Source organism: Mesorhizobium sp. RCAM 05104, assembly GCF_059683645.1.
On sequence record NZ_CM185033.1, the window covers coordinates 2202319 to 2222621 of the forward strand.

Sequence of the window (20303 nt, forward strand, 5' to 3'; positions counted from 1 at the left end):
GCTGACGTCCGGAGTGCTAGGTTGAGCAAGCTTTCCGAATGGCGGGCAGCGCCATTGGTGCAGGTCAATCCCAGCCTGCCGGGAATGTGTCGAGGCCCGGCGCGCGCCGGGCCTCGTCGCTTGGCGGGGAGGGGCCGAGAATAGGCTTCCGTTCCTATTCTCCGCCGCCAAGCGAATGGACATAGACCGCGAGCTCCTTGACCTTGGTTTCGCCAAGACGACCGATCCAGGCCGGCATGACGCCGTGCTTGGGTGCGCGGACCTGCGCGGCGATAGCTGTCTCGCCCGGTCCATAGAGCCAGATCGCGTCGGTCAGGTCGGGTGCGCCGAACTCCTTATTGCCTTTTGCGTTGTCGCCATGACAGGCCACGCAATTTTCGGCAAAGACCTTCGCGCCAGGCTCGATCAGACTGGCGTCCTGGACCTTGCCGGAGAGGCTGGCGATGTAGGCACTGACCTGAGCGATCTCGTCAGCGGTAATGATGTCACCAAAGGCCGGCATTTCCGACAGTCGCGTGTCCGGGTCAGACGCAAAACGGATGCCGTGCGTGATCGTCTGCTGGATCTGCTCGGCCTTGCCGCCCCAGAGCCAGTCGTCGTCGTTGAGGTTGGGAAAGCCCTTGGACCCTTGCGCGCCCGAGCCGTGGCACTGCACGCAATTGACCCTGAATGCCGCACCGCCGGCAGCGATGGCGAACTCGCGCAATGCATCGTCAGCAGCAATCTCGGAGATGGTTTTCGATTCCACCGCCGCGACATATTTGGCCTTGGCGGCTTCAGCGGCGGCCAGTGCTTTCTTGACGTCGTTGCGGCTCGAATAGTCGAGCACACCCTTGGACGCGGAGGTCAGCATCGGCCATGCCGGATAGGCGATGGTATAGCCGATCGCCCAGATAATGGTGATATAGAAGGTGATGACCCACCAGCGCGGGAGCGGGTTATTGAGCTCCCGGATGCCATCCCATTCGTGGCCGGTCGTTGAGATGCCCGACACTTCGTCGATGTGCTCGCCGCTCATGATCAATCGTCCTTGAGGGGAATCCGGGCGGCTTCGTCGGCTTGCCTGCGGCTGCCGGGACGAAGTGCAAAGGCAATGCATCCGATGAAGAACAGCGCCATCGCGAGCAGGCCCCAGCTGTCGGCGAATTTCCGCATCAGATTGTAGTCCATGGCCATTCTCCTCAGCGGTAGCCGGCGGCTTCGTCATAGTTTTTGAAATCGACCAGCGTGCCGAGCATCTGCAGATAGGCGACCAGGGCATCCATTTCGGTGACCTGCTGCGGGTTGCCGTCGAAGTCACCGATCTTGGCTTTGGGGTAGCGGCTTTCCAGGCCGGACGTGTCGGCATTGGGATCAGCCTGCGCCATCAGGTCGGCATTGGCCTGAGCGATCATGTCATCGGAGTAAGGGACGCCTACGCGCCTGTTAGCGATCAGATGCGTCGAGAAGTCCTTCACCTCGATCGACGTGTCCTTCAGGAACGCATAGCTCGGCATGATCGATTCCGGCACCACCGAGCGCGGATCGGCTAGATGCTGCACATGCCATGTGTTCGAGTAGCGGTCGCCGACCCGGGCGAGGTCAGGTCCTGTGCGCTTCGAACCCCATTGGAAAGGGTGATCGTACATCGACTCGGCCGCCAGGCTGTAGTGACCGTAGCGCTCGACCTCGTCGCGGAACGGCCTGATCATCTGGCTGTGGCAGAGGTAGCAGCCCTCGCGCACATAGATATTGCGCCCGGCGAGCTCCAGCGGCGAGTAAGGTCGCATGCCTTCGACCTTCTCGATCGTGTTGTCGAGATAGAAGAGCGGTGCGATCTCGACGATGCCGCCGACCGTCACCACCAGCAGGGAACCAACGAGAAGAAGCGTGGCGTTCTTCTCGATGACCGCGTGTTTGTCCATCAAGCCCATTTTCTGGCTCCTGATCGCGCACGCCGGAGGGCGGGGACGGAGCCCGGCATCGGATCCTCCTCGCGCTGGTATCCGAGGATGGTCATGGCAATGTTCCAGGCCATGATCAGGGTGCCGGACAGGTACATGGCGCCGCCGATGGCGCGCATGACATAATAGGGGTGCATGGCGGCGACGGTTTCGGCGAAGGAGTAGACCAGGAAGCCCTGCTCGTCGTACTCGCGCCACATCAGGCCCTGCATGATGCCGGAGACCCACATTGCCGCGGCGTAGACGACGATCCCGAGGGTCGCCAGCCAGAAGTGCCAGGTGACCAGCCGCAGCGAATAGAGACGTTCACGGTTCCACAGCTTCGGCACCATGAAATAGATCGCGCCGAACGAGATCATGCCTACCCAGCCGAGCGCGCCGGAATGGACATGGCCGATGGTCCAATCCGTGTAGTGCGACAGCGAATTGACCGCCTTGATCGACATCATCGGGCCTTCGAAGGTCGACATGCCGTAGAAGGCGATGGCCATCACCATCATGCGGATGATCGGATCGGTGCGCAGCTTGTCCCAGGCACCGGACAACGTCATCAGACCGTTGATCATACCGCCCCATGACGGCATCCAGAGCATGATCGAAAACGCCATGCCGAGCGTCTGCGCCCAGTCGGGCAAGGCAGTGTAATGCAGGTGATGCGGCCCGGCCCAGATGTAGAGGAAGATCAGCGCCCAGAAATGGATGATCGAAAGGCGGTAGGAATAGACCGGCCGGTTCGCCTGCTTGGGTACGAAATAATACATCATGCCGAGGAAGCCGGCGGTGAGGAAGAAGCCGACGGCGTTGTGGCCGTACCACCATTGCGTCAGGGCGTCCTGGACGCCGGAGAAGGCGGAGTAACTTTTCGAGCCCAGGAAGGAGGCAGGCATCGACAGGTTGTTGATCAGATGCAGCATCGCGATGGTCACGATGAAGGAGAGGTAAAACCAGTTGGCGACGTAGATATGCGGCTCCTTGCGCTTCAGGATCGTGCCAAGGAACAGGATGAGATAGGCGACCCAGACGATGGTCAGCCAGATGTCCACGTACCACTCAGGTTCGGCGTACTCGCGGCTCTCGGTGATGCCGAGCAGGTAACCGGTCGCGGCCATGACGATGAAGAGCTGGTAGCCCCAGAACACGAACCAGGCGAGATCGCCGCCGAACAGCCGGGCGCGGCAGGTGCGCTGCACGACGTACATGGACGTGCAAAGCAGAGCATTGCCGCCGAAAGCAAAGACGACGCCGGATGTGTGCAGCGGCCTCAGTCGGCCGAAGTTGAACCAGGGCTGGATGTTGAGATCCGGGTAGGCAAGTTGCAGCGCAATGACCACGCCGACCAGCATGCCGACGACACCCCAGAACATGGTGGCGATGGCGCCATACCGGATTGGACCATCCATGTAAGCGGATGGGTCGATCGGAGCGGCCACTTCGAAACTCGTGTTGCGGATGAGGATAGCGACAAAACCGAGCAGCACAAAAAACAGCACCCACATATGCTGCCGGAAAGGCTCATCCACCCCAAAGCCGGCGGCCACCAGCGCCACAAACGCGAAAAGGCCCAAAGCGACGATTTCTGTGCCGAATTTCATGACATTTCCCGACCTCGGATTCCGATGCGCGGACGCCAAATCCGCGGAGCATTAATTCCTCAGCCGCGGCCTGCTCGCCCTGATCCATGTCAGGGCCACACGATTTTGCTTCGGGCAGATCGAGCTCGGTGCAATCAGAAGGTGGCGATTGAACTTGGAAACGCAGCACGGGCCGCCCCGCTAATGGACAAGTCCGGCGTCCGCCGGGCCTGGCCGAGCGGAGGCGGTCCGGGCGATGTAATTAAGCGCCCATTGGGAAAAACTGCGGCTCTGCGACGCGCTGGAAAGTATTGCCGATGCCTTGCCGAGCGTCGATCGCTTCAAATGCCGTGGCACAGCCAGCGCGGTCGTTCGCTGCTTCGTGACATCCATCGGTTCGACGAGACGGTCATTTTCCCCGTGGATGAGGCGTACTTGACCTCAGCCGAGGCCAATCTTGCCTCCACCAGCCGGTTGCGCGCCGAGCATGTCGAGGATAAATGCTTCGCCGACGAGGTGGCCGAAACGCTCCTGGCGATCGGTCATGGTGATCCGATAGAGACTGCGGAAGCTTTCGGGTTCATGCTACGCGGCTTCTTCGAAGGCGTGCGGCGACACATCGCGTTCGAACGCGAGCATGTCCTGCCGCGGATCGGAATAAGCGACGTAGGCCCGGCGCTTAGGTCTCATTCCAAGGGCGGTTACCGCGCGCCTCGGCCGCCGCAGCGCTGCTCCAGCCGGCTCATGCTGTCCACGGTCACATGGCGGTTGTTCTCGATCCGGATCACGCCGTCAGCCCGCAATCGCGTCAGCTGGCGGCTCACGGTCTCGTTCGTAAGTCCGAGGAAATCAGAGATGTCGGCACGCGTCAGCGGCAGATCGAAGCACGCCGACCTGGCCGCCGGGTCAACATTGGGGTCGATATTCCGGGCGATCATGAGGAGAAAGCTCGCCACCTTTTCCGATGCGGTCTTGCGCCCCAGCGTCACCATCCATTCGCGTGCTTCGTCGAGTTCGTTCAGCGTCTGCTTGAGCAGGCGATGCTCGAGTTCCGGCGATTCCTTCATCATCCGTTCAACGGCCGCCTTCGGAAACGAACATAGCGAGACAGCTGTTGCCGCTTCCGCGTTGATCGCGCTTTTCACCTTGAAGGGCCGTCCCAGAAAATCCGGTGCGAACTGGAGACCGACGATCTGCTGGCGGCCGTCCGAAAGGCTCTTCGTGAGCTTCACCACGCCTGAAAGCACGTTTGCATAGCTGTCGACGGCCTCGGCGTCGCCGATCAGCTCGACCCCTGGCTCGATTCTGTGTCGCGACGAAGTCTTGGCGAGCCCCACCAACTCGTCTGGATCGAGCGCACCGCAGACGCCACGATGCCGTGCCTCGCAAGACAGGCAAAGGACGGGAATGCCGGAACTGTGAATGTCCTGCCGTACTGTCATTTCGTTCGCTTTACCGGTCCCAAGTGCCAGCAGGATAGCAATCGACGGCAGAGAAATCCTTGCGGCAGTTTGTCCGTGCTGAAGGTTGACCGAAATCAGGGCTTTGGCTCTTCGATGCGTCCAGAGTTCCGGCGAGGAAAACACGGTGGACCACGACATGCGACCGGAATTAGCTGCCAGACTTGGCGAGAACGTCCCGCGCTATACCAGTTATCCGACCGCGCCGCATTTCCATGCGGGCGTCGATGCTGCCGTTTACCGTGGCTGGTTGGAGGCGCTCGAAAGTGGTGACGAGATATCGCTCTATCTGCACATCCCCTATTGCGACAGACTCTGCTGGTTCTGTGCGTGCCATACCAAGCAGACGCGCCACTACGAGCCAGTGTCTGCTTATCTCCGCACGCTGCGCACGGAAATCGCGACGATTGCCAGCCTTGTCAGCGGCAAGGGTCGTGTTCGGGCGGTCCATTTCGGTGGCGGTTCGCCGACGATGCTGAAGCCCGAGGACATGGTGGCACTGGGCACGGTCTTGCGGGACAGCTTCGATTTTCTTCCGGACGCGAAAATCAGCGTCGAAATCGAACCCAACGACATGGATGAAGCACGCCTGGATGCACTCGCCGAAATCGGCATGACGCGGGCGAGACTCGGCGTGCAGGATTTCGATTCGAAAGTGCAAAAGGCGATCAACCGCGAGCAAAGCTTTTTGCAGACCAAAGCAGTCGTCGACGGAGTTCGTTCGCGCGGCGTTGAATCGATCAATCTCGATCTGCTCTACGGCCTGCCGCACCAAACCAGGGAGAGCGTCTGGTCCACAATAGCGCAGGCGCTGACCCTGGAACCGGACAGGATGGCTCTGTTCGGCTACGCTCACGTGCCCTTGTTCAAGAAAAATCAAACGATGATCGACGAGGCATGGTTGCCCGGTCCCGCGGAGCGGTTTGCTCAATCGCAACTCGCCGCGCGCGCGATCGTGGACAAGGGATATGAGGCAATCGGCCTCGACCATTTCGCAAAACCGGGCGATGCGCTGGCGCTCGCGTCCCGCGCCGGAACCTTGCGCCGGAACTTCCAGGGCTACACCGAGGATCGCTCCGAAACCTTGATTGGCCTTGGCCCATCTTCGATCAGCCAATTTCGCCAGGGCTATGCCCAGAACATGCCTTCGACCGCCGAGTATGGTCGCATGGTTGCGGATGGCGGACTGGCCGCTGTCCGCGGCATCGTGCTCTCCGACGACGATCGCGTCCGAGGCTGGATCATCGAGCGGCTGATGTGCGATTTCGCCTTCTCGGCGATCGATCTGGTGGAGCGCTTCGGCTCAGCCGGCCAGAGGCTCCTTCTTCAGTCGAGTTCCATGGCCCTAAACGATCCCCTTCGATTGCTCGAACTTGATGGCGAAAGTTTCCTGGTGCCGGCTGAACGTCGCCCCTTCGTCCGAAGCATCGCGGCCAAGTTCGACAAATATTTCGAAAGCGGAACGGCAAGGCACTCGGTGGCAATCTGAGCACCACAGACGAGCGGTCACCGTTTTCAGTCGATCGCGAACCGATTGAGATACGTTTTTGACCGTTCATGGGCGACCGTCGCATCACGGACCAGATACGAAGGTCTCTGGCCATAGGCGACGATATCGTCCGGTCGTGCCTTCCGGCGTCCCCACCTCGTCCCTAAGGCAGATTCCTACTTTCGCGTACGGAAAAGTTAAACACGCTTGCCAAACGAACGGCGATGCGCGCCATTGACCAACTCTATGCTTCGGTTAACCTGACCCTGGCTGGCGTCGCGATTTCTCCGACATGCTGGCGGCCGGCAAACTTTCCTTTCTGGCTTTGGCAAACGCTCGGTCGCCTTCCAGAAACCCGGCCAGCATGAAGGGGATGAGCTCAGCTACCGACTCAGAATCGCCGTAGGTCTGACGGTAAAGCGCCGCATAGTCCTTGAGTGCTTGGCTCAGGTCGGCGCTGACGGTGATGGTGATCTTCGAAGGTGTCCGGTCCGGAAGCTTTCCAAGTTTCAGGTTGGCCATGACTACTCCTGTTCAATCGGATACGGCCGCAGCACGAGATCCTTGTGTACGACGACGCGCAGCGGCCAACCGGGGCGGACGGTGATCGTGGGCTGAATATTGAGGTTCTTTTCGGTGATGCGCTGTCCGGCCCGACTGACGTTCTGCTGGGCGGATTCACGGATTGCCTTGACCAGATCGCTTTCGTTTTCCCCGAGGCTCAATTCCGTACCGACGCCTAGCAATGTGGCTAAGGCAACTCCCTTGATCAGCTGCCAGGTGTGGAAATCCACCTTGTCCTCAAGGCCAGCATAGCCGGCGGTGTCTGTCGCGGGCAGATTGTCGATTTCGATTGACGAGCCGTCGGGCAGCAGAATGCGTTGCCAGACCAGCAGCGCGCGCCTTTGTCCAAAGGCGACAACGCTGTCATAGGTGCCGATCAGACGTGAACCTTGCGGGATGAGCAAAGTGTTGCCAGTGACTGTGTCATGCACGGTCTCGGTGACCTGTGCGACGACGAGGCCGGGCAAGTCGGAATTGATGCCGGTGATGAGGCTCGCTGCAATCACGCTGCCGGCCATCAGCTGATACGGCGAAGCCGGCGTCTGCAGCGCATGCGGATTGTAGGTCCCGCTTGTGTTCCGCTCGCTGACAAAATCGAGCTTGCGTTGTTGATTGTTCTGGTCGCCCTCGGCCGGCGCAACTGAGGCTGAGGCCCGTGCTGCCTCGGATTGCGGAAGCGGTGCCTCAGACGGCTGCTGCACACTGTGCCCACTGCCGGCGACATCCGACTGCCGGAGTCGATTTTCGATCTGGAAAAACACTTTCGATTCGCGTGCCTCGATCGCCTGCTGGGCAAGGCGCTGCTCCTCGTCCGAAATCTCATACCCTGGCGCGATGCCGAGCTGGCGCTGACGTTCAAGGATCGGCCGGCCGAGATCACCTGGCAATGGTGGGCCGAGCACCGGCGCCTTCGGTTTGATCCCGGAGTAGTCTTTGGGGAGCGTTTCAAGTCCCTCGGCGGTTGGCTTGCGCCCGGTGTTGTAAAGCTCTTCCGCCTGCTCCTTGAAGCGCAGAGCCGGTCCCTGGAGCGCGATCATGGTGACGCCGAGCACGGCGCCCGATCCGAGTGCAGCGATCGTGATGATCACGCCGCGCTTGAACCGCACCGCACGACGGGGGAGGCCCGTAACTGCAGCTGCTCGGGATCGAGTTTCGGCGGAGCATTGGAGCGGGAAGTATCGGTCATGAACCTTTCCCCCCTCACCTGCCGGAACGCGCAAAAAGTGGGATCCGCCGCGGCAGTTGCCGGCCGTCATTCCTCGTAATGCGCACCACTTGCTGCTGCTTGGTGCCGAGCCGCAGTTCGGCCGCGGCAAAGAGGCGATCGACGATGTAATAGTTGCCGCGCATGCGGTAATTGACGAGCTGGCTGTCCCCGTCAGCACCGACGACGAAGAGCGGCGGTGCCTCGCCCTGATCGATGCGGCGCGGGAATTCGATATAGACCTTACTGCCGTCGTCGAAGGTGCGCGTCGGCCTCCATGGCGGTGTGTCGCCGGCAATCGAATAGCGGAAGCGAATATTCTCGAGCGCCACGTTCGACGCTACTGGCATGGCTGCCTCGGCCTGAGCGTTGCGCTGGCGAAGCGCGATGATCTGGTCCTCGCTGTAGGTCCAGGAAATCGCCGCCATAGCGGTCTTTTCCGTGCTTTGAAGCTGCAGGTGGTAGGTCCGCCGGTCAGTGCTGATGACCAGATTTGTGCCAAGCCCCGGTGCGAAGGGCTTCACCAGCACATGGGTTCGCTGGTTGTCGCCGGAACCACTGACGGTGTCGCCAATCACCCAACGCACTGTGTCGCCAGCCGACACGGATGAGAGTTTCTCGCCTGGCTGCAGGGCGATGTCGACGACGCGCTCGGGTGCTGCGTAAAGCTGGTAAAGCGCGCCTTCCGTGTAGGGATAGACCTGTACCGCGTTGATATAGCCATACTTGGTGGGTTGCTGTGTCGCCGCCTTGTTGGCATCCGCGACACGTTCTTCAGGGGAGCGTTTGTCCTCGACGGTTTTGCCCGGAGCGGGCTGTAGCTGGCCGGGTAGCGGCAAGGGCTTTGGAACTTCGACGATCCTGACCGGCTTTTCCGGCGCCTTCTCAATTGCCGCTGGTTTGAACTCAGCAGCGTCATAGGAAATCTCAGGTGGCGGCACCGGCTTCGATGCACAGGCGGAGAGGACGGCGGCCGACGTCGACATGATCAGCACGGCACGGAACGATGGCGTTCTATTTGTCATTGGCGGGCTCCTTCGGGGAAACGGATGTCGGCGCGGCACTGTCGAGCTCGCGCGACCAGTCGATGGCGTTGACGAAAACGCCGAGCGGGTTGTTGCGAAGCTGATCGGTATTGCTCGGCGGGCGGATCACGATGGTGAGGATCGCGGTCCAGCGCGTCGTGCTGGCCAGGCTGCCGCGCTCAAAGACCTGCTCGGTCCATTTGACCTGGAACGAGCTGTCAGAAGCCTTGACCACGCTGGTCACCTGCACCGACACGCTACGCGTGCCGATCTGACCAAAGGGGTCGTTCGACTTGGCGTATTCGTTGAGAAAGAGCGCTGCTCGATCTGTGGCAAAATCATAGGCTACCAGCCAGTTCTGCCGCACCAGCACCGGATCGGTGGAGACGGAACGAACATTCTGGATGAAACGACCGAGGTGCCATGCGATCTGGGCATCTGAGGGCTCATAGTCCCGGATTGCCGGCGCAACGGCGCGCGCCTCGCCGAAGCGATCGACCTCAACGACGTAAGGCACGACGCGGCTCTGCATCGACTGCCATACAAGTCCGCCGGAGAGTCCAGTTGCCAAAGCCAGACAGCCGAGGGCCATGAGCCGCCAGTTGCGGGCCTGTACTCGAGATGAGCCGATCCGCTCGTCCCAGAGCTGGGCGGCCTTCTGATACGGCGTAACCGGTTCGGGTGTTTTGCCGTAACGTTGAACGGGTCGCTTGAAGAGCATCTAGTCGTCCTTGTCATTGAGAGAGGGATTGGCGCTGCCTCCAGGCCTGTCGCCATCACGGACTGCTTGCATGGCGGCGTGTCGATGCGCGCGAGCGGTCTGTTCGGAACGCAAGCGCCTCGCCCATGTCGGCGCGGCATTAGCGGCCGTACTGGCTGGACCTCCGACCATTGACGCGGTCGGCGTACCGCCAGTCGCGATCCAAGCGGCTTCCCGACCGGCATCGGCGCTGCGTCCGAATGCTCCGGTGGCAGATCGCGCTGCCCGCATCGCGGCGCCGCCGGCGGCACCCGCCACACCCTGCATTCCAGCTGCCACACCGGACAGGCCAGAGTCGGGCGAAGTTGCACGCCCAATCTGCCATGCCGAGGAAGCAGCCGATCTCATGGCTGTGCCGGCCCGGATTGCCGCTAGACCGCCGCCAGTTGCCATGCGCGCACCGGCAAACGCAGCGCCTCCGGCAACGAGTGCTGAACCGGCGGCCGCCGTGGTGGTTCCGAGGGCAGCGCCCGCGCCAAGCTGCGGCGCGCCGGAAACAAGCCCTGAGGCGATCCCAGGCCCAAAGATGCCGAGCCCAAGCAGCGCCAATGCTCCTAGCACCTGAGACATGGCGGCAGCCAAGTCCGGCTCCTTGCCTTGCAGCGCGGACGCGAACTCGCCGAAGAGCGTGGAGCCGATGCCAACAATGACGGCGAGCACCATCACCTTTATGCCCGATGAGATCACGTTGCCGAGCACACGCTCAGCGAGAAACGCCGACCGGTTCCAGAGCGCGAAAGGGACCAGAGTGAAGCCCGCCAGTGTGGTGAGCTTGAACTCTAGGATGGTGATGAAGAGCTGGATCGAGAGAATGAAGAAGGCGATGATGACCAGGAACCAGGCCATGAGCAGGACGAAGATGGTGAGCGCATTGCCGAAGATTTCCGGGAAGCCAAGAAGCTGGCTTGCCTGATCGAGCAGCGGCCAAGCGCCCTCGAAACCGGTCGCGGCAATGCGGCCAGGATGCAGGAGATTGTCGGCGGACAGATTGCCGGAGGAGGCGTTGATGCCGAGACCGGCAAAGGACCGATAGATGATGTCTGCGAGGTTCTTGAAATTGTTCAGAATGAAGGCGAACACGCCGACATAGAGCACCTTGCGGATGAGCCGGCCGAAAATGTTGGGCTCGCCTCCAAGCGCCCAGGCGAGACCCGCAAGTGTGATGTCGATGCCGATCAGGGTGGTAGTGAGGAAGGCGACGTCGCTCGAGAGCAGACCGAACCCGCTGTCGATATAGCGGATGAAGGTCTCCATGAAGCGATCGATGACCCCAAGGTCGTTCATGCCGCCGCCTTTCTCGTCGTAGAGAACTGGTGATCAGTTGCCGGGATAGGCTGTACCGGTGCCCAGGAAGCGCTTCGTCGTCTGGCGGGCGGCTTCCTCGGACTGCGCCTTTCGGGCGGCATCTTCAGCCTCAGCCCGAAACTGCGTCGCGAGCAGCGTCTGAATCTGCATCTGCTGCTTGGTCGAAAGCGCGATCAGCTGATTGGTGGCCTGGCTTGCTTCAAGCGCGCCAGCCGCGCCCTGGCTGCGGTTGACGAGATCAGCAAGCAGGTCGCCGTCGCCACGGACATTCCCGACGATCTGGGATTGCACACCCATGGTCTGGCGGAACCCCTGCATGGCGCTCTGCCAACGTTCGCGCGCGGCGCTCGCTAGGTCGCTGACCTTGATCGTGGCGTCGTAGCTTTCCGGATATTGCTGGCGCCACTGGTCCTGAAGCTGGTTCAGATCGAAGCTTAGGCCACTTGCCTGATCCATCAGACCATCGATTCGTTGGAGCGAACCGGTGAGCTGGCCCACCGAAGAGAAATCCAGGCTCTGAAGGTTGCGCGCCATGTTCTGTAGCATGGTGGCCTGGTTCTGCAGCGACTGGATCTGGTTGTTGATCTGTTCCAATGCGCGCGCCGCCGAGAGCACGTTCTGCGTATAGTTCGATGGATCGAAGACGATCAGGGCATAGGCTGGCTGAACATAGTCGGCCATCGGCTTGGCGATCAGAGAGACGGTGACCAAGCTCGTGAAAAGGCGGCGTCCCATCATGATGATTGCTCCTTGTCTGGTTGAGGGAATTGCAGAAGAAGCTCGGCGGCCCAATTAAGGCCGCGCGCGCTCAGGAAGCGGGAGGCAAAGCTGCCCTGCCCGTCCTCGGACAGGACGTTGCCGATCAGGGTCTGCGTGGATGGATCGGAGGCACCACAAAACGCGAGCGTGATGGGGCCGAGCCCGAGCTCGAACAGACGGTTTCCACGGCGCGATTGCAGATAGTAGTGCCGTTTCGGCGTGGCGCGGGCGACCAATTCGATCTGCCGCTCGTTCAAACCGAAGCTCTCGTAGGCTGCTCTCGACTGCGGTTCCACGGCACGATCATTGGGAAGGAAGATGCGCTGTGGGCAGCTCTCGATGATTGCGGGCGCGATTGTAGAGCCCGCGATATCGGCAAGCGACTGCGTGGCGAAGATCACCGACACATTCTTCTTGCGCAGCACTTTCAGCCATTCGCGGATGCGGGCGGCAAACAGCGGATTGTCGAGATAGACCCACGCCTCGTCGAGCATGAGCAGTGTCGGCCGTCCGTCGAACCGCTCCTCGAGGCGATGGAACAAATAGGTGAGCACAGGCAGGAGAGCGCCCTGGCTGTGCGTCAGTTCTTCGGTCTCGAAACACTGCACATCCGACAAGGCCAGCCGATCATCATCGGCGTCGAGCAACCGGCCGAACGGGCCCTCGAGCGTGTACGGCATCAATGCGGACTTCAGCGCATTGGACTGAAGCAGGACCGAAAGGCCGGTCAGCGTGCGTTCCTGCGCCGGCGCGGTGGAAAGGCTGCTCAGTGCCGACCAGATTGCCTCCTTTACCTCAGGGGTGACGGTGACGTTCTCATGGGCAATGAGGCCTGCGATCCATTCGGCCGCCCAACTGCGGGTAGCCTGGTCGTTGATGTTGCGCAGCGGCTGGAAGGAAAGCGCCCCGTCCGCGCCGAGCGCGTGGTGCTCTCCACCCATGGCGAGTGTCGCCACGCGGGCTGAATTGCCCTTGTCGAAGACATAGACCTGCGCGCCGGCGTAGCGTCGGAACTGAAGAGCGATCAGCGCAAGCAGCACCGACTTGCCGGCGCCGGTCGGTCCAACGATCAGCATGTGGCCGACATCTTCGACATGGGTGGAAAGCCGAAACGGTGTCGACCCGCTGGTCTCGACGAAGAGAAGCGGAGGTGCCACTCGCCGGGTGACCTTGGCGAGATGCTCGTTCTCCGACGGACCGGCCCACGCCGACGACAGCGGCATCAGATGGGCAAGGTTCAGTGTATGAATGAGCGGCTGGCGAACATTGGCATAGACATGGCCGGGCAACGAGCCGAGCCATGCCTCGACCGCGTTGACGCTTTCGCGGATCGTGGTGAAGCCGAGCCCGTTGACGATGCCCTCGACCGCGCGAAGTTTCTCGGCGGCGGCTTGGCGGTCCTCGTCCCACACCGTCACGGTCGTGGTGAGATAGCCGAAGCCGACATGATCGCCGCCTAACGCCTGAAGTGCTTCGTCGGCATCGAGTGCCTTGTTGTCGGCATCGCTATCAACGAGCGGAACGGGTTCGTTGGTCACAACCTCGCGCAGGATAGCGGCGATCGATTTGCGCTTGGCAAACCATTGCCGGCGTAACCGCGTCAGCGTTTTGGTGGCGTCCGTCTTGTCGAGCGGAATGAAGCGCGCCATCCAGCGATAGGCAAAATCCCGGTGGTTGAGTGCGTCGAGAATTCCCGGCCGCGTGACGTTCGGGAATCCGAGGATAGTGAGCGTACGAAGATGCTGCTCACCCAGCATCGGCTCCAAGCCACCGGTAAGCGGCGCATCTATCAGGATGCCGTCCAGATACATGGGCGTTTCTGGTACGGTGACGGGATGGCGGCGGGTGGAGATTGTGCCGTGCAGGTAAGCCAGCGTCTCGGCATCGTCGAGCATGCGCACTTCGGGCATAAAACCCGACAGAAGATCGAGGACGCGGTCGGTCTCGTCACGGAACCTCGCTAGCTCCTGGCGCCAGTCTCGTTCGCCTTCGGAATGATGAGAGTCGACGAGCGCGCTTTCCGCCCGCGCCTGGCTGTCCGGCGGCGACATGAACAGCAAGGTCAGGTGATAGCGGCTCTCGAAGTGCTCGACCTTGCCCTCGAAGGCCGCACGCCGTTCTTCATCGACCAGCCATGACGCCGCGTCGGGAAAGCGCGAATTCGGATAGCCCAGCGCTTCGACGCGCTCGGCTTCGAAGAACAATGCCCAGCCGGAGCCAAGCCTTCTCAGCGCATTGTTTGCCCGCGCGCAGATGCCGACAAGTTCGGCTTCCGTCGCGCTTTCCAGATCGGGGCCGCGGAACTGTAAAGTCCGTTGAAAGCTGCCGTCCTTGTTGAGCACGATGCCCGGAGCGACCAGTGCGGCCCAGGGCAGATGATCGGCAAGCCGATCAGCTTTGCCGCGATATTCCGAAAGGTTCAGCATGCGAGCCACCCCTTCAGGCGAAGATGACGGACAAGCACGCCGGCGAAGTCCGGATCGCGGCGAGCGGCAAAGACCGCGAGCGTGTGGCCGGCGGTCCAGAGCGCCAGCCCGGCAATCCACTGCTGCAGGCCAAGGCCTATTGCCGCGGCCACCGTGCCATTGAGGATCGCCACCGCTCGCGGTGCGCCGCCTAACAGGATCGGCTCGGTCAATGCCCGGTTAACGGGAACCTCGAAGCCCTCGATATGCTGCTCTCCGGCGATCATCAGACGAGCGCCCCGCCGCCGAAGGAGAAGAAGGAGAGGAAGAAGCTCGACGCCGCGAAGGCGATCGACAGGCCGAAAACGATCTGGATCAGCCGGCGGAAACCGCCTGCAGTGTCGCCGAAGGCGAGCGTCAGGCCGGTGGTGATGATGATGATCACCGCGACGATCTTGGCAACCGGTCCCTGCACCGATTCCAGGATCTGCTGCAGCGGTTGTTCCCACGGCATGCCGGAGCCGGCCGCGTGAGCCTGGGCTGTAAGAAGAAACGCGAGCGCGGTGGACGAAAGAAAGCGAAGCTTCTTGCGCATGAGGTGACCTTTCAGAGCTGCTGGAGTTGCGGAAGCGTGAGCGGGGCGACGGCGTAATCGCCGTTGTGGTCGAGACCGGTGACCTCGGCCATCGCGTCGATGCGGCGCGAGGATCCGCGCCCGGCGATGAAGACGATCAGATCGATGGCATCGGCTATGAGACGGCGGGGAACGGTGACGACGGCTTCCTGGGAGAGTTGCTCGATCCGGTAGAGGGCGGAGCGCGCCGAATTGGCGTGAACCGTGGCGATGCCGCCGGGGTGGCCCGTGTTCCATGCCTTAAGCATGTCGAGCGCTTCCGCGCCCCTCACCTCGCCGACAATGATCCGGTCGGGCCGGAGCCGGAGCGTCGAGCGTACGAGATCGGCAAGTGTGACCGAACCCCGCCTTGTCCTCAGGGCGACGCAGTCCTTTGCCGCGCATTGCAGTTCGCGCGTGTCCTCGATCAGGATCACCCGCTCATCGCATTCGGCGACTTCTGCGAGCAATGCATTGGCAAGCGTCGTCTTGCCCGACGACGTGCCGCCGGCGACCAGGATATTGCGCCGCTCACGCACCGCCTTCCTCAGCGCGTCGGCCTGCAGCGGCGACATGATGCGGTCGGCGACATAGTTGGCCAGCGTGTAGAGTTTTGCGGCCGGCTTGCGGATTGCAAAGCATGGCGCCAGCACGACCGGCGGCAACAGCCCCTCGAAGCGTTCGCCCGATGGCAATTCGGCACTGACGATCGGGTTGTCGGCATGCGCCTCGGCGCGCACGTGGGAGGCGACGAGGCGGATGATGCGTTCCGCCTCGGAAGGGTGCATGTGCACACCGGTATCGACTCGGCCTTCTCCCAACCGGTCGAGCCGCAGCGCACCATCGGGATTGACCATCACTTCGATAACGGCTGGATCGGCAAGGGCCTCGGTGATCGCCGGCCCCATCGCGGTGCGCAGCATGGTACAGCGGCGATGGTCGGCTTCCGGATGAGAACTCATCCTTCTCCTCCCACGACATTCTCCTTGCCGAGCGACCGTTTCCCGGAGGCGATCTGGCGGCCGACCTGCTCGACGAATTTGTCGAAACGCTCCTGGGCAATGGCCTGCGTTGCTTTGTCCGGAACCGGCGTGTGGGCATGAAGCGTGATCGAGAAGCGGATGAAGAGCGCCAGGCTCTCCAGGATCATCTCGGCATCGCGCCCAACGTGAGCGAGGTCGCGGGAAAGACGGTCGAGCCTCACGCCGTAGCGGCGGTCGAGCTCATTCTCGCCACGCCGCTCGATGAAGGCCTCGACCGCCTTCGCCACGACCGCGGATTTGGTGGTCGATGGATCACGGCTGAGGTTTTCCAGTTTCTCGCTCAGCCCAAGCTCGAGCAGAAACTGATGACGAATGCGGTGGGGCTTCATGCGGCTTGTTCTCGACAGGCCGGCGTTGCGCCGGCGGCGGGAACAAGCATCGGCCAGACGCCCGAAATCGCTTATGGCCGTTATCTACGCTGAGATGCGCTCTGCCATTGAGCAGCCTTCAGAAGCCGGGGACGATGCCCTTGTCGTCGCCCCTGCCCTCGTTGATGCCATAGGCGCGTGCCGCGGTGGAAATCCGATCCATCACGCGCTTGTCAGCGACCGTCTCGCTATCATCGTCAGCGGGGTTGAATAGATCTTCCTGATCGGGCTTCTGGGTGACGGCGGTCTGTTCTTCGGGCAAACCGGGATGGCGCTGCTGTTGGACGCCACCCTCGGCTTCGATTGTCGCGCCGGCGCTTTCATCGTCGGCGGCAAGACGGCGGTCGACGCTGCGCACCTGCCCAGTCCAATCGTCTTGGCGCGGCGCAGGGCAGTCCCCGTAGGCGCCGTCGCGCAGCACTGGCGAAGGCAGCACTCGCTCGGTGAAATTCTGATCCTGGTAGTAGCGCAGCTTCTTAGCGCGGATCGGCGGCAACCCCGAAACCAGTACGAGTTCGTCTGTCGGTGGCAGTTGCATCACCTCGCCCGGAGTCAGGAGCGGGCGAGCGGTCTCCTGGCGGCTCACCATGACATGCGAAAGCCATGGCGCGAGCCGATGACCGGCGTAGTTGCGCATGGACCTCAGTTCCGTCGCCGTACCGAGGGCGTCTGAAATGCGTTTGGCCGTACGCTCGTCATTGGAGGAGAAGGCAATCCGCACATGGCAGTTGTCGAGTATGGCGTTGTTCTCGCCATAGGCTTTCGAGGTCTGATTCAGGGATTGCGCGATCAGATAGGCGCGGATGCCGTAACCAGCCATAAAGGCGAGTGCGGTCTCGAAGAAATCAAGGCGCCCGAGTGCCGGGAATTCGTCCAGCATCATGAGAAGCTGATGCTTTCGGCTCTTCTTTGGATCACCCTCCAGGCGCTCCGTCAGCCGCCGGCCGATCTGGTTCAGGATTAGTCGCACCAAAGGCTTGGTGCGCGAGATGTCGGATGGCGGCACGACCAGATAGAGCGATATGGGTCGCTCGGCATCCATGAGGTCAGCGATGCGCCAGTCGCAGCCCGATGTTGCAGCCGCTACCGTCGGATCTCGATAGAGCCCGAGAAACGACATGGCTGTCGAAAGAACGCCCGAACGCTCATTCTCCGACTTGTTCAGCACCTCACGTGCCGCCGAGGCCACGACGGGATGAACGTCAGGCATATCTGCCGTGCCGAGGTGGTTGGTCGTCATCATCCGCCGCAGTGTCGCGGCAAACGTGCGCTGCGGGTCCGACAGGAAGGTGGCGACGCGGGCCAGCGTCTTTTCCTGCTCGGCGTAGAGCACGTGCAGAATGGCGCCGACCAGGAGCGAGTGACTGGTCTTCTCCCAATGGTTCCGCCGCTCCAGCGCACCTTCAGGATCGACGAGGATGTCGGCAATGTTCTGGACGTCGCGGACCTCGTTCGGGCCCTTGCGCACTTCCAGCAGCGGGTTGTAGCGCGCCGACCTTGGATCGGTCGGATTGAAAAGAAGGCAGTAAGAGAACTTCGATCGCCAACCAGAGGTCAGTTGCCAGTTCTCGCCCTTGATGTCGTGAATGATAGCTGAGCCGGTCCAGGAAAGAAGAGTTGGGATAACCAGTCCGACGCCTTTGCCCGAACGTGTCGGCGCAAAGGCCATGACGTGCTCCGGCCCGTCATGACGCAGATAGCGATCCATCATCTTGCCGACGAAAACGCCAGCCGGCCGAAACAGCCCCGCCTTCTCAATTTCCTGTTTCGTGGCCCATCGTGAGGAGCCATAGGTGGTGACCAGACCGCGCTGTCGCGCGCGCCAGAGCGAACCGGCGATCGCCGCGGCACAGCCCATGAATCCTGTAGTGCCAGCAAGCATGCCGGCCTTGTCGAACACCTCAGGCGCGTAGGCGTCGAAATGGAACCACCATTCGAACAGTTTCCACGGCTTGTAGATCGGCCAGTCGGCCGCGATGAACCAGGGCGCGCCGAGCGGCGCCTGATGGCCAAGCATGTGGGCGCACCATTGTGTCGCAGCCCACACGCCAAGGAGGACGATCGCAAACACAACGGCGATCTGCCCAATTAGCAGCTTCGTGGGTGTCACTGGCTCGCTCCACTGTTCTGGACAGGTGGATCAAGCATGGCGCTGCACGGCGGAAACCGGAATGCGCCCTACGTACGATGGGGTGCGATGAACGCCCTGCTATTTAAATGGTCGTCCGTCCGGCAGTTCCGGACTGCATTTTATGCGACTTTGACCTGTAGCAGCTAAGTTAAAATGTCCGGATCTGGCAAAGTAGGAATGTCGCTTCTGCCTTGCCAATCTCCCCGCGTTCGAGAGCGCGGGAGATTGAAGATTGGGACTGGTTCTGATGAGCGAACGCGAGCTGCGGCGTATCGAGGTTCTGTCGAAGATCGTTGAGCGGCGAATGACAAGCATTGCAGCGGCAAGCCTGCTCGACGTTTCAGTTCGTCAGGTCCAGCGTCTGTTGAAGACGTTCGAGGCGGATGGCGCTGCGGCTCTCCGGCACAAGGCGCGTGGCCGACGTTCCAACAATCGCATTGTCGATGGTGTTCGCGACTTCGTGCTGGAGCTGATCCGCGAACACTACATCGACTTCGGTCCAACGCTTGCCCACGAGAAGCTGATCGAACGACATCAGCTCGCGGTCAGCAAGGAGACGCTCCGCAAGTGGATGACGGAGGCTGGAATCTGGACGTCGCGCCGTGAACGCAAGCAGCGGCTACATCAGCCGCGCGGGCGACGAGACTGCTTGGGCGAGATGGTGCAGATCGACGGCTCGCATCACTGGTGGTTCGAGACCCGTGGGCCCAAATGCGCCCTGCTCGTCTTCATCGACGATGCGACCGGCAAGCTGCTGCATCTGCGCTTTGCCGGCTCCGAGAACACGTTCGACTACTTTCACGCGGCAAAGGCGTATCTGCGGGAATGGGGCAAGCCGCTTGCGTTTTACAGCGACAAGCATGGCGTCTTCCGAACGACCCATGGTTCCGAGAAGGATAGAAGCAGCGGCCTGACACAGTTCGGCCGAGCTCTTTATGAACTCAACATCGATATCATTTGTGCCAACACCCCACAGGCCAAGGGTCGCGTCGAGCGCGCCAACCAAACGCTGCAGGACCGGCTTGTGAAGGAACTGCGCCTGCGCGACATCAGCACGATCGAAGCGGCCAATGCCTATGCGCCCGAGTTCATGGCGGACTTCAACGCACGCTTCGGCAAGGAACCGCGCAATCCGAAGGATATGCACCGCCCCCTCGCCGATCATGAGAATCTGGACGGCGCCATGTGCCGCAAGGAGGTTCGCACGCTGTCTCAGGCTTTGACGCTGCGCTACGACAAGGTGCTGTTCATTCTCGATCCGACCGATACCGCGAAGCGGCTTGCCCGCAAAAAGGTCGTCGTCTGCGACTATCCCGACGGTCGCCTCGAGGTCATGCACGACGGCATCGCCCTACCCTACAGAACCTTCGACAAGCTGCGTTCGGTTCATAGATCAGAGATTGTCGAGAACAAGCGACTTGATGCTGCCCTGGACCTGGTCGCCCAGATGCAGGCTGGGCGGGAGCTTCATCGCAGCCAGCGCGGGCCGCGGCGCACCGGACAGACGAACCACATGTTCGGCATCCCCGACGGCAGCCAGAGCAATGGCTATGTGAAGCGTGGCCGCAAGCCCGGACGGAAGGCGGACTTCACAAAGGACCCCGCGATCATCGCGCGGCGTGAACAGGCGCTCGCTAGAGGTCTCGCGGCCAAGGTCGAGAGC

Annotated in this window: 18 protein-coding genes and 2 pseudogenes; 3 read left to right on the forward strand and 17 right to left on the reverse strand. The window is 61.6% G+C overall.

Translation table 11 applies throughout. From position 1 onward, the window contains the following. Nucleotides 1-154: 154 nt before the first annotated feature. The 4 genes from ccoP to ccoN are packed head-to-tail and all read right to left on the reverse strand — an operon-like array spanning nucleotide 155 to nucleotide 3535. Complete coding sequence (gene ccoP, locus AC56QP_RS10955; RefSeq protein WP_489859702.1) at nucleotides 155-1018, reverse strand: cytochrome-c oxidase, cbb3-type subunit III; 864 nt, start codon at nucleotides 1016-1018, stop codon at nucleotides 155-157. Between the two features lie 2 nt (nucleotides 1019-1020). Continuing rightward, nucleotides 1021-1170 (reverse strand): cbb3-type cytochrome c oxidase subunit 3, encoded by a 150-nt coding sequence (locus AC56QP_RS10960; protein WP_111546799.1) that lies wholly within the window; start codon nucleotides 1168-1170, stop codon nucleotides 1021-1023. Nucleotides 1171-1181: 11 nt separating this feature from the next. Next, nucleotides 1182-1913, reverse strand: a complete 732-nt coding sequence (gene ccoO / locus AC56QP_RS10965) for a cytochrome-c oxidase, cbb3-type subunit II (RefSeq protein WP_489859701.1) — start codon at nucleotides 1911-1913, stop codon at nucleotides 1182-1184. Next, nucleotides 1904-3535 (reverse strand): cytochrome-c oxidase, cbb3-type subunit I, encoded by a 1632-nt coding sequence (gene ccoN, locus AC56QP_RS10970; RefSeq protein ID WP_489859700.1) that lies wholly within the window; start codon nucleotides 3533-3535, stop codon nucleotides 1904-1906. The genes ccoO and ccoN overlap by 10 nt, the downstream gene beginning before the upstream one ends. 324 nt (nucleotides 3536-3859) lie before the next feature. Here ccoN and AC56QP_RS10975 point away from each other — a divergent pair. Next, nucleotides 3860-4108 (forward strand): annotated as a pseudogene (locus tag AC56QP_RS10975) (hypothetical protein); the annotation flags it as partial. A gap of 107 nt (nucleotides 4109-4215) precedes the next feature. On the opposite strand, the gene AC56QP_RS10980 reads toward AC56QP_RS10975, so the two are convergent. Continuing rightward, nucleotides 4216-4956: a Crp/Fnr family transcriptional regulator gene (locus tag AC56QP_RS10980; protein ID WP_489863631.1), complete on the reverse strand. Its 741-nt coding sequence runs from the start codon at nucleotides 4954-4956 to the stop codon at nucleotides 4216-4218. A gap of 157 nt (nucleotides 4957-5113) precedes the next feature. Between AC56QP_RS10980 and hemN the strand changes: the two genes are divergently transcribed. Beyond that, entirely contained in the window at nucleotides 5114-6463 is a 1350-nt protein-coding gene (gene hemN, locus AC56QP_RS10985; RefSeq protein ID WP_489863630.1) for an oxygen-independent coproporphyrinogen III oxidase, read from the forward strand. 255 nt (nucleotides 6464-6718) lie between these two features. On the opposite strand, the gene AC56QP_RS10990 is transcribed toward hemN, so the two are convergent. From AC56QP_RS10990 to AC56QP_RS11045, 12 genes are all read right to left on the reverse strand, one after another. Next, the gene (locus AC56QP_RS10990; RefSeq protein ID WP_489859699.1) at nucleotides 6719-6985 is read right to left on the reverse strand and encodes a DUF2274 domain-containing protein; all 267 of its coding nucleotides are present in this window, start codon (nucleotides 6983-6985) and stop codon (nucleotides 6719-6721) included. 2 nt (nucleotides 6986-6987) lie between these two features. Further along, nucleotides 6988-8115, reverse strand: coding sequence for a TraB/TrbI/VirB10 family type IV secretion system protein (locus AC56QP_RS10995; protein WP_497109039.1), 1128 nt, complete (start codon nucleotides 8113-8115; stop codon nucleotides 6988-6990). Between the two features lie 112 nt (nucleotides 8116-8227). Beyond that, complete coding sequence (gene trbG, locus AC56QP_RS11000; RefSeq protein WP_489859697.1) at nucleotides 8228-9256, reverse strand: P-type conjugative transfer protein TrbG; 1029 nt, start codon at nucleotides 9254-9256, stop codon at nucleotides 8228-8230. Next, nucleotides 9246-9977 (reverse strand): conjugal transfer protein TrbF, encoded by a 732-nt coding sequence (trbF, locus tag AC56QP_RS11005; protein WP_489859696.1) that lies wholly within the window; start codon nucleotides 9975-9977, stop codon nucleotides 9246-9248. Before trbF ends, trbG begins: the two co-directional genes overlap by 11 nt. Beyond that, complete coding sequence (trbL, locus tag AC56QP_RS11010) at nucleotides 9978-11300, reverse strand: P-type conjugative transfer protein TrbL (RefSeq protein WP_489859695.1); 1323 nt, start codon at nucleotides 11298-11300, stop codon at nucleotides 9978-9980. A gap of 33 nt (nucleotides 11301-11333) precedes the next feature. Continuing rightward, nucleotides 11334-12059: a P-type conjugative transfer protein TrbJ gene (gene trbJ / locus AC56QP_RS11015; RefSeq protein ID WP_489859694.1), complete on the reverse strand. Its 726-nt coding sequence runs from the start codon at nucleotides 12057-12059 to the stop codon at nucleotides 11334-11336. Further along, nucleotides 12056-14506: a conjugal transfer protein TrbE gene (trbE, locus tag AC56QP_RS11020; protein ID WP_489859693.1), complete on the reverse strand. Its 2451-nt coding sequence runs from the start codon at nucleotides 14504-14506 to the stop codon at nucleotides 12056-12058. The genes trbJ and trbE overlap by 4 nt, the downstream gene beginning before the upstream one ends. Then, nucleotides 14500-14772, reverse strand: coding sequence for a VirB3 family type IV secretion system protein (locus AC56QP_RS11025; protein ID WP_489859692.1), 273 nt, complete (start codon nucleotides 14770-14772; stop codon nucleotides 14500-14502). Before AC56QP_RS11025 ends, trbE begins: the two co-directional genes overlap by 7 nt. After that, nucleotides 14772-15080 (reverse strand): TrbC/VirB2 family type IV secretion system protein, encoded by a 309-nt coding sequence (locus tag AC56QP_RS11030; RefSeq protein WP_111546811.1) that lies wholly within the window; start codon nucleotides 15078-15080, stop codon nucleotides 14772-14774. The genes AC56QP_RS11025 and AC56QP_RS11030 overlap by 1 nt, the downstream gene beginning before the upstream one ends. A gap of 11 nt (nucleotides 15081-15091) precedes the next feature. Next, nucleotides 15092-16060 (reverse strand): P-type conjugative transfer ATPase TrbB, encoded by a 969-nt coding sequence (trbB, locus tag AC56QP_RS11035; protein WP_489859691.1) that lies wholly within the window; start codon nucleotides 16058-16060, stop codon nucleotides 15092-15094. Next, on the reverse strand, nucleotides 16057-16470 hold the full coding sequence (locus AC56QP_RS11040; RefSeq protein WP_489859690.1) for a CopG family transcriptional regulator: 414 nt from the start codon (nucleotides 16468-16470) through the stop codon (nucleotides 16057-16059). Before AC56QP_RS11040 ends, trbB begins: the two co-directional genes overlap by 4 nt. Before the next feature lie 118 nt (nucleotides 16471-16588). After that, on the reverse strand, nucleotides 16589-18619 hold the full coding sequence (locus AC56QP_RS11045; protein ID WP_489859689.1) for a conjugal transfer protein TraG: 2031 nt from the start codon (nucleotides 18617-18619) through the stop codon (nucleotides 16589-16591). Nucleotides 18620-18887: 268 nt separating this feature from the next. Between AC56QP_RS11045 and AC56QP_RS11050 the strand changes: the two are divergent. Further along, nucleotides 18888-20294, forward strand: a pseudogene (locus AC56QP_RS11050) (ISNCY family transposase); the annotation flags it as partial. Nucleotides 20295-20303: the final 9 nt, after the last annotated feature.

Bases quoted from the DNA above. Each gene is read 5' to 3' on its own strand.
- ccoP (WP_489859702.1), bottom strand. From the start codon at position 1,018: ATGAGCGGCGAGCACATCGACGAAGTGTCGGGCATCTCAACGACCGGC.
- AC56QP_RS10960 (WP_111546799.1), bottom strand. From the start codon at position 1,170: ATGGACTACAATCTGATGCGGAAATTCGCCGACAGCTGGGGCCTGCTC.
- ccoO (WP_489859701.1), bottom strand. From the start codon at position 1,913: ATGGGCTTGATGGACAAACACGCGGTCATCGAGAAGAACGCCACGCTT.
- ccoN (WP_489859700.1), bottom strand. From the start codon at position 3,535: ATGAAATTCGGCACAGAAATCGTCGCTTTGGGCCTTTTCGCGTTTGTG.
- AC56QP_RS10980 (WP_489863631.1), bottom strand. From the start codon at position 4,956: ATGACAGTACGGCAGGACATTCACAGTTCCGGCATTCCCGTCCTTTGC.
- hemN (WP_489863630.1), top strand. From the start codon at position 5,114: ATGCGACCGGAATTAGCTGCCAGACTTGGCGAGAACGTCCCGCGCTAT.
- AC56QP_RS10990 (WP_489859699.1), bottom strand. From the start codon at position 6,985: ATGGCCAACCTGAAACTTGGAAAGCTTCCGGACCGGACACCTTCGAAG.
- trbG (WP_489859697.1), bottom strand. From the start codon at position 9,256: ATGACAAATAGAACGCCATCGTTCCGTGCCGTGCTGATCATGTCGACG.
- trbF (WP_489859696.1), bottom strand. From the start codon at position 9,977: ATGCTCTTCAAGCGACCCGTTCAACGTTACGGCAAAACACCCGAACCG.
- trbL (WP_489859695.1), bottom strand. From the start codon at position 11,300: ATGAACGACCTTGGGGTCATCGATCGCTTCATGGAGACCTTCATCCGC.
- trbJ (WP_489859694.1), bottom strand. From the start codon at position 12,059: ATGATGGGACGCCGCCTTTTCACGAGCTTGGTCACCGTCTCTCTGATC.
- trbE (WP_489859693.1), bottom strand. From the start codon at position 14,506: ATGCTGAACCTTTCGGAATATCGCGGCAAAGCTGATCGGCTTGCCGAT.
- AC56QP_RS11025 (WP_489859692.1), bottom strand. From the start codon at position 14,772: ATGATCGCCGGAGAGCAGCATATCGAGGGCTTCGAGGTTCCCGTTAAC.
- AC56QP_RS11030 (WP_111546811.1), bottom strand. From the start codon at position 15,080: ATGCGCAAGAAGCTTCGCTTTCTTTCGTCCACCGCGCTCGCGTTTCTT.
- trbB (WP_489859691.1), bottom strand. From the start codon at position 16,060: ATGAGTTCTCATCCGGAAGCCGACCATCGCCGCTGTACCATGCTGCGC.
- AC56QP_RS11040 (WP_489859690.1), bottom strand. From the start codon at position 16,470: ATGAAGCCCCACCGCATTCGTCATCAGTTTCTGCTCGAGCTTGGGCTG.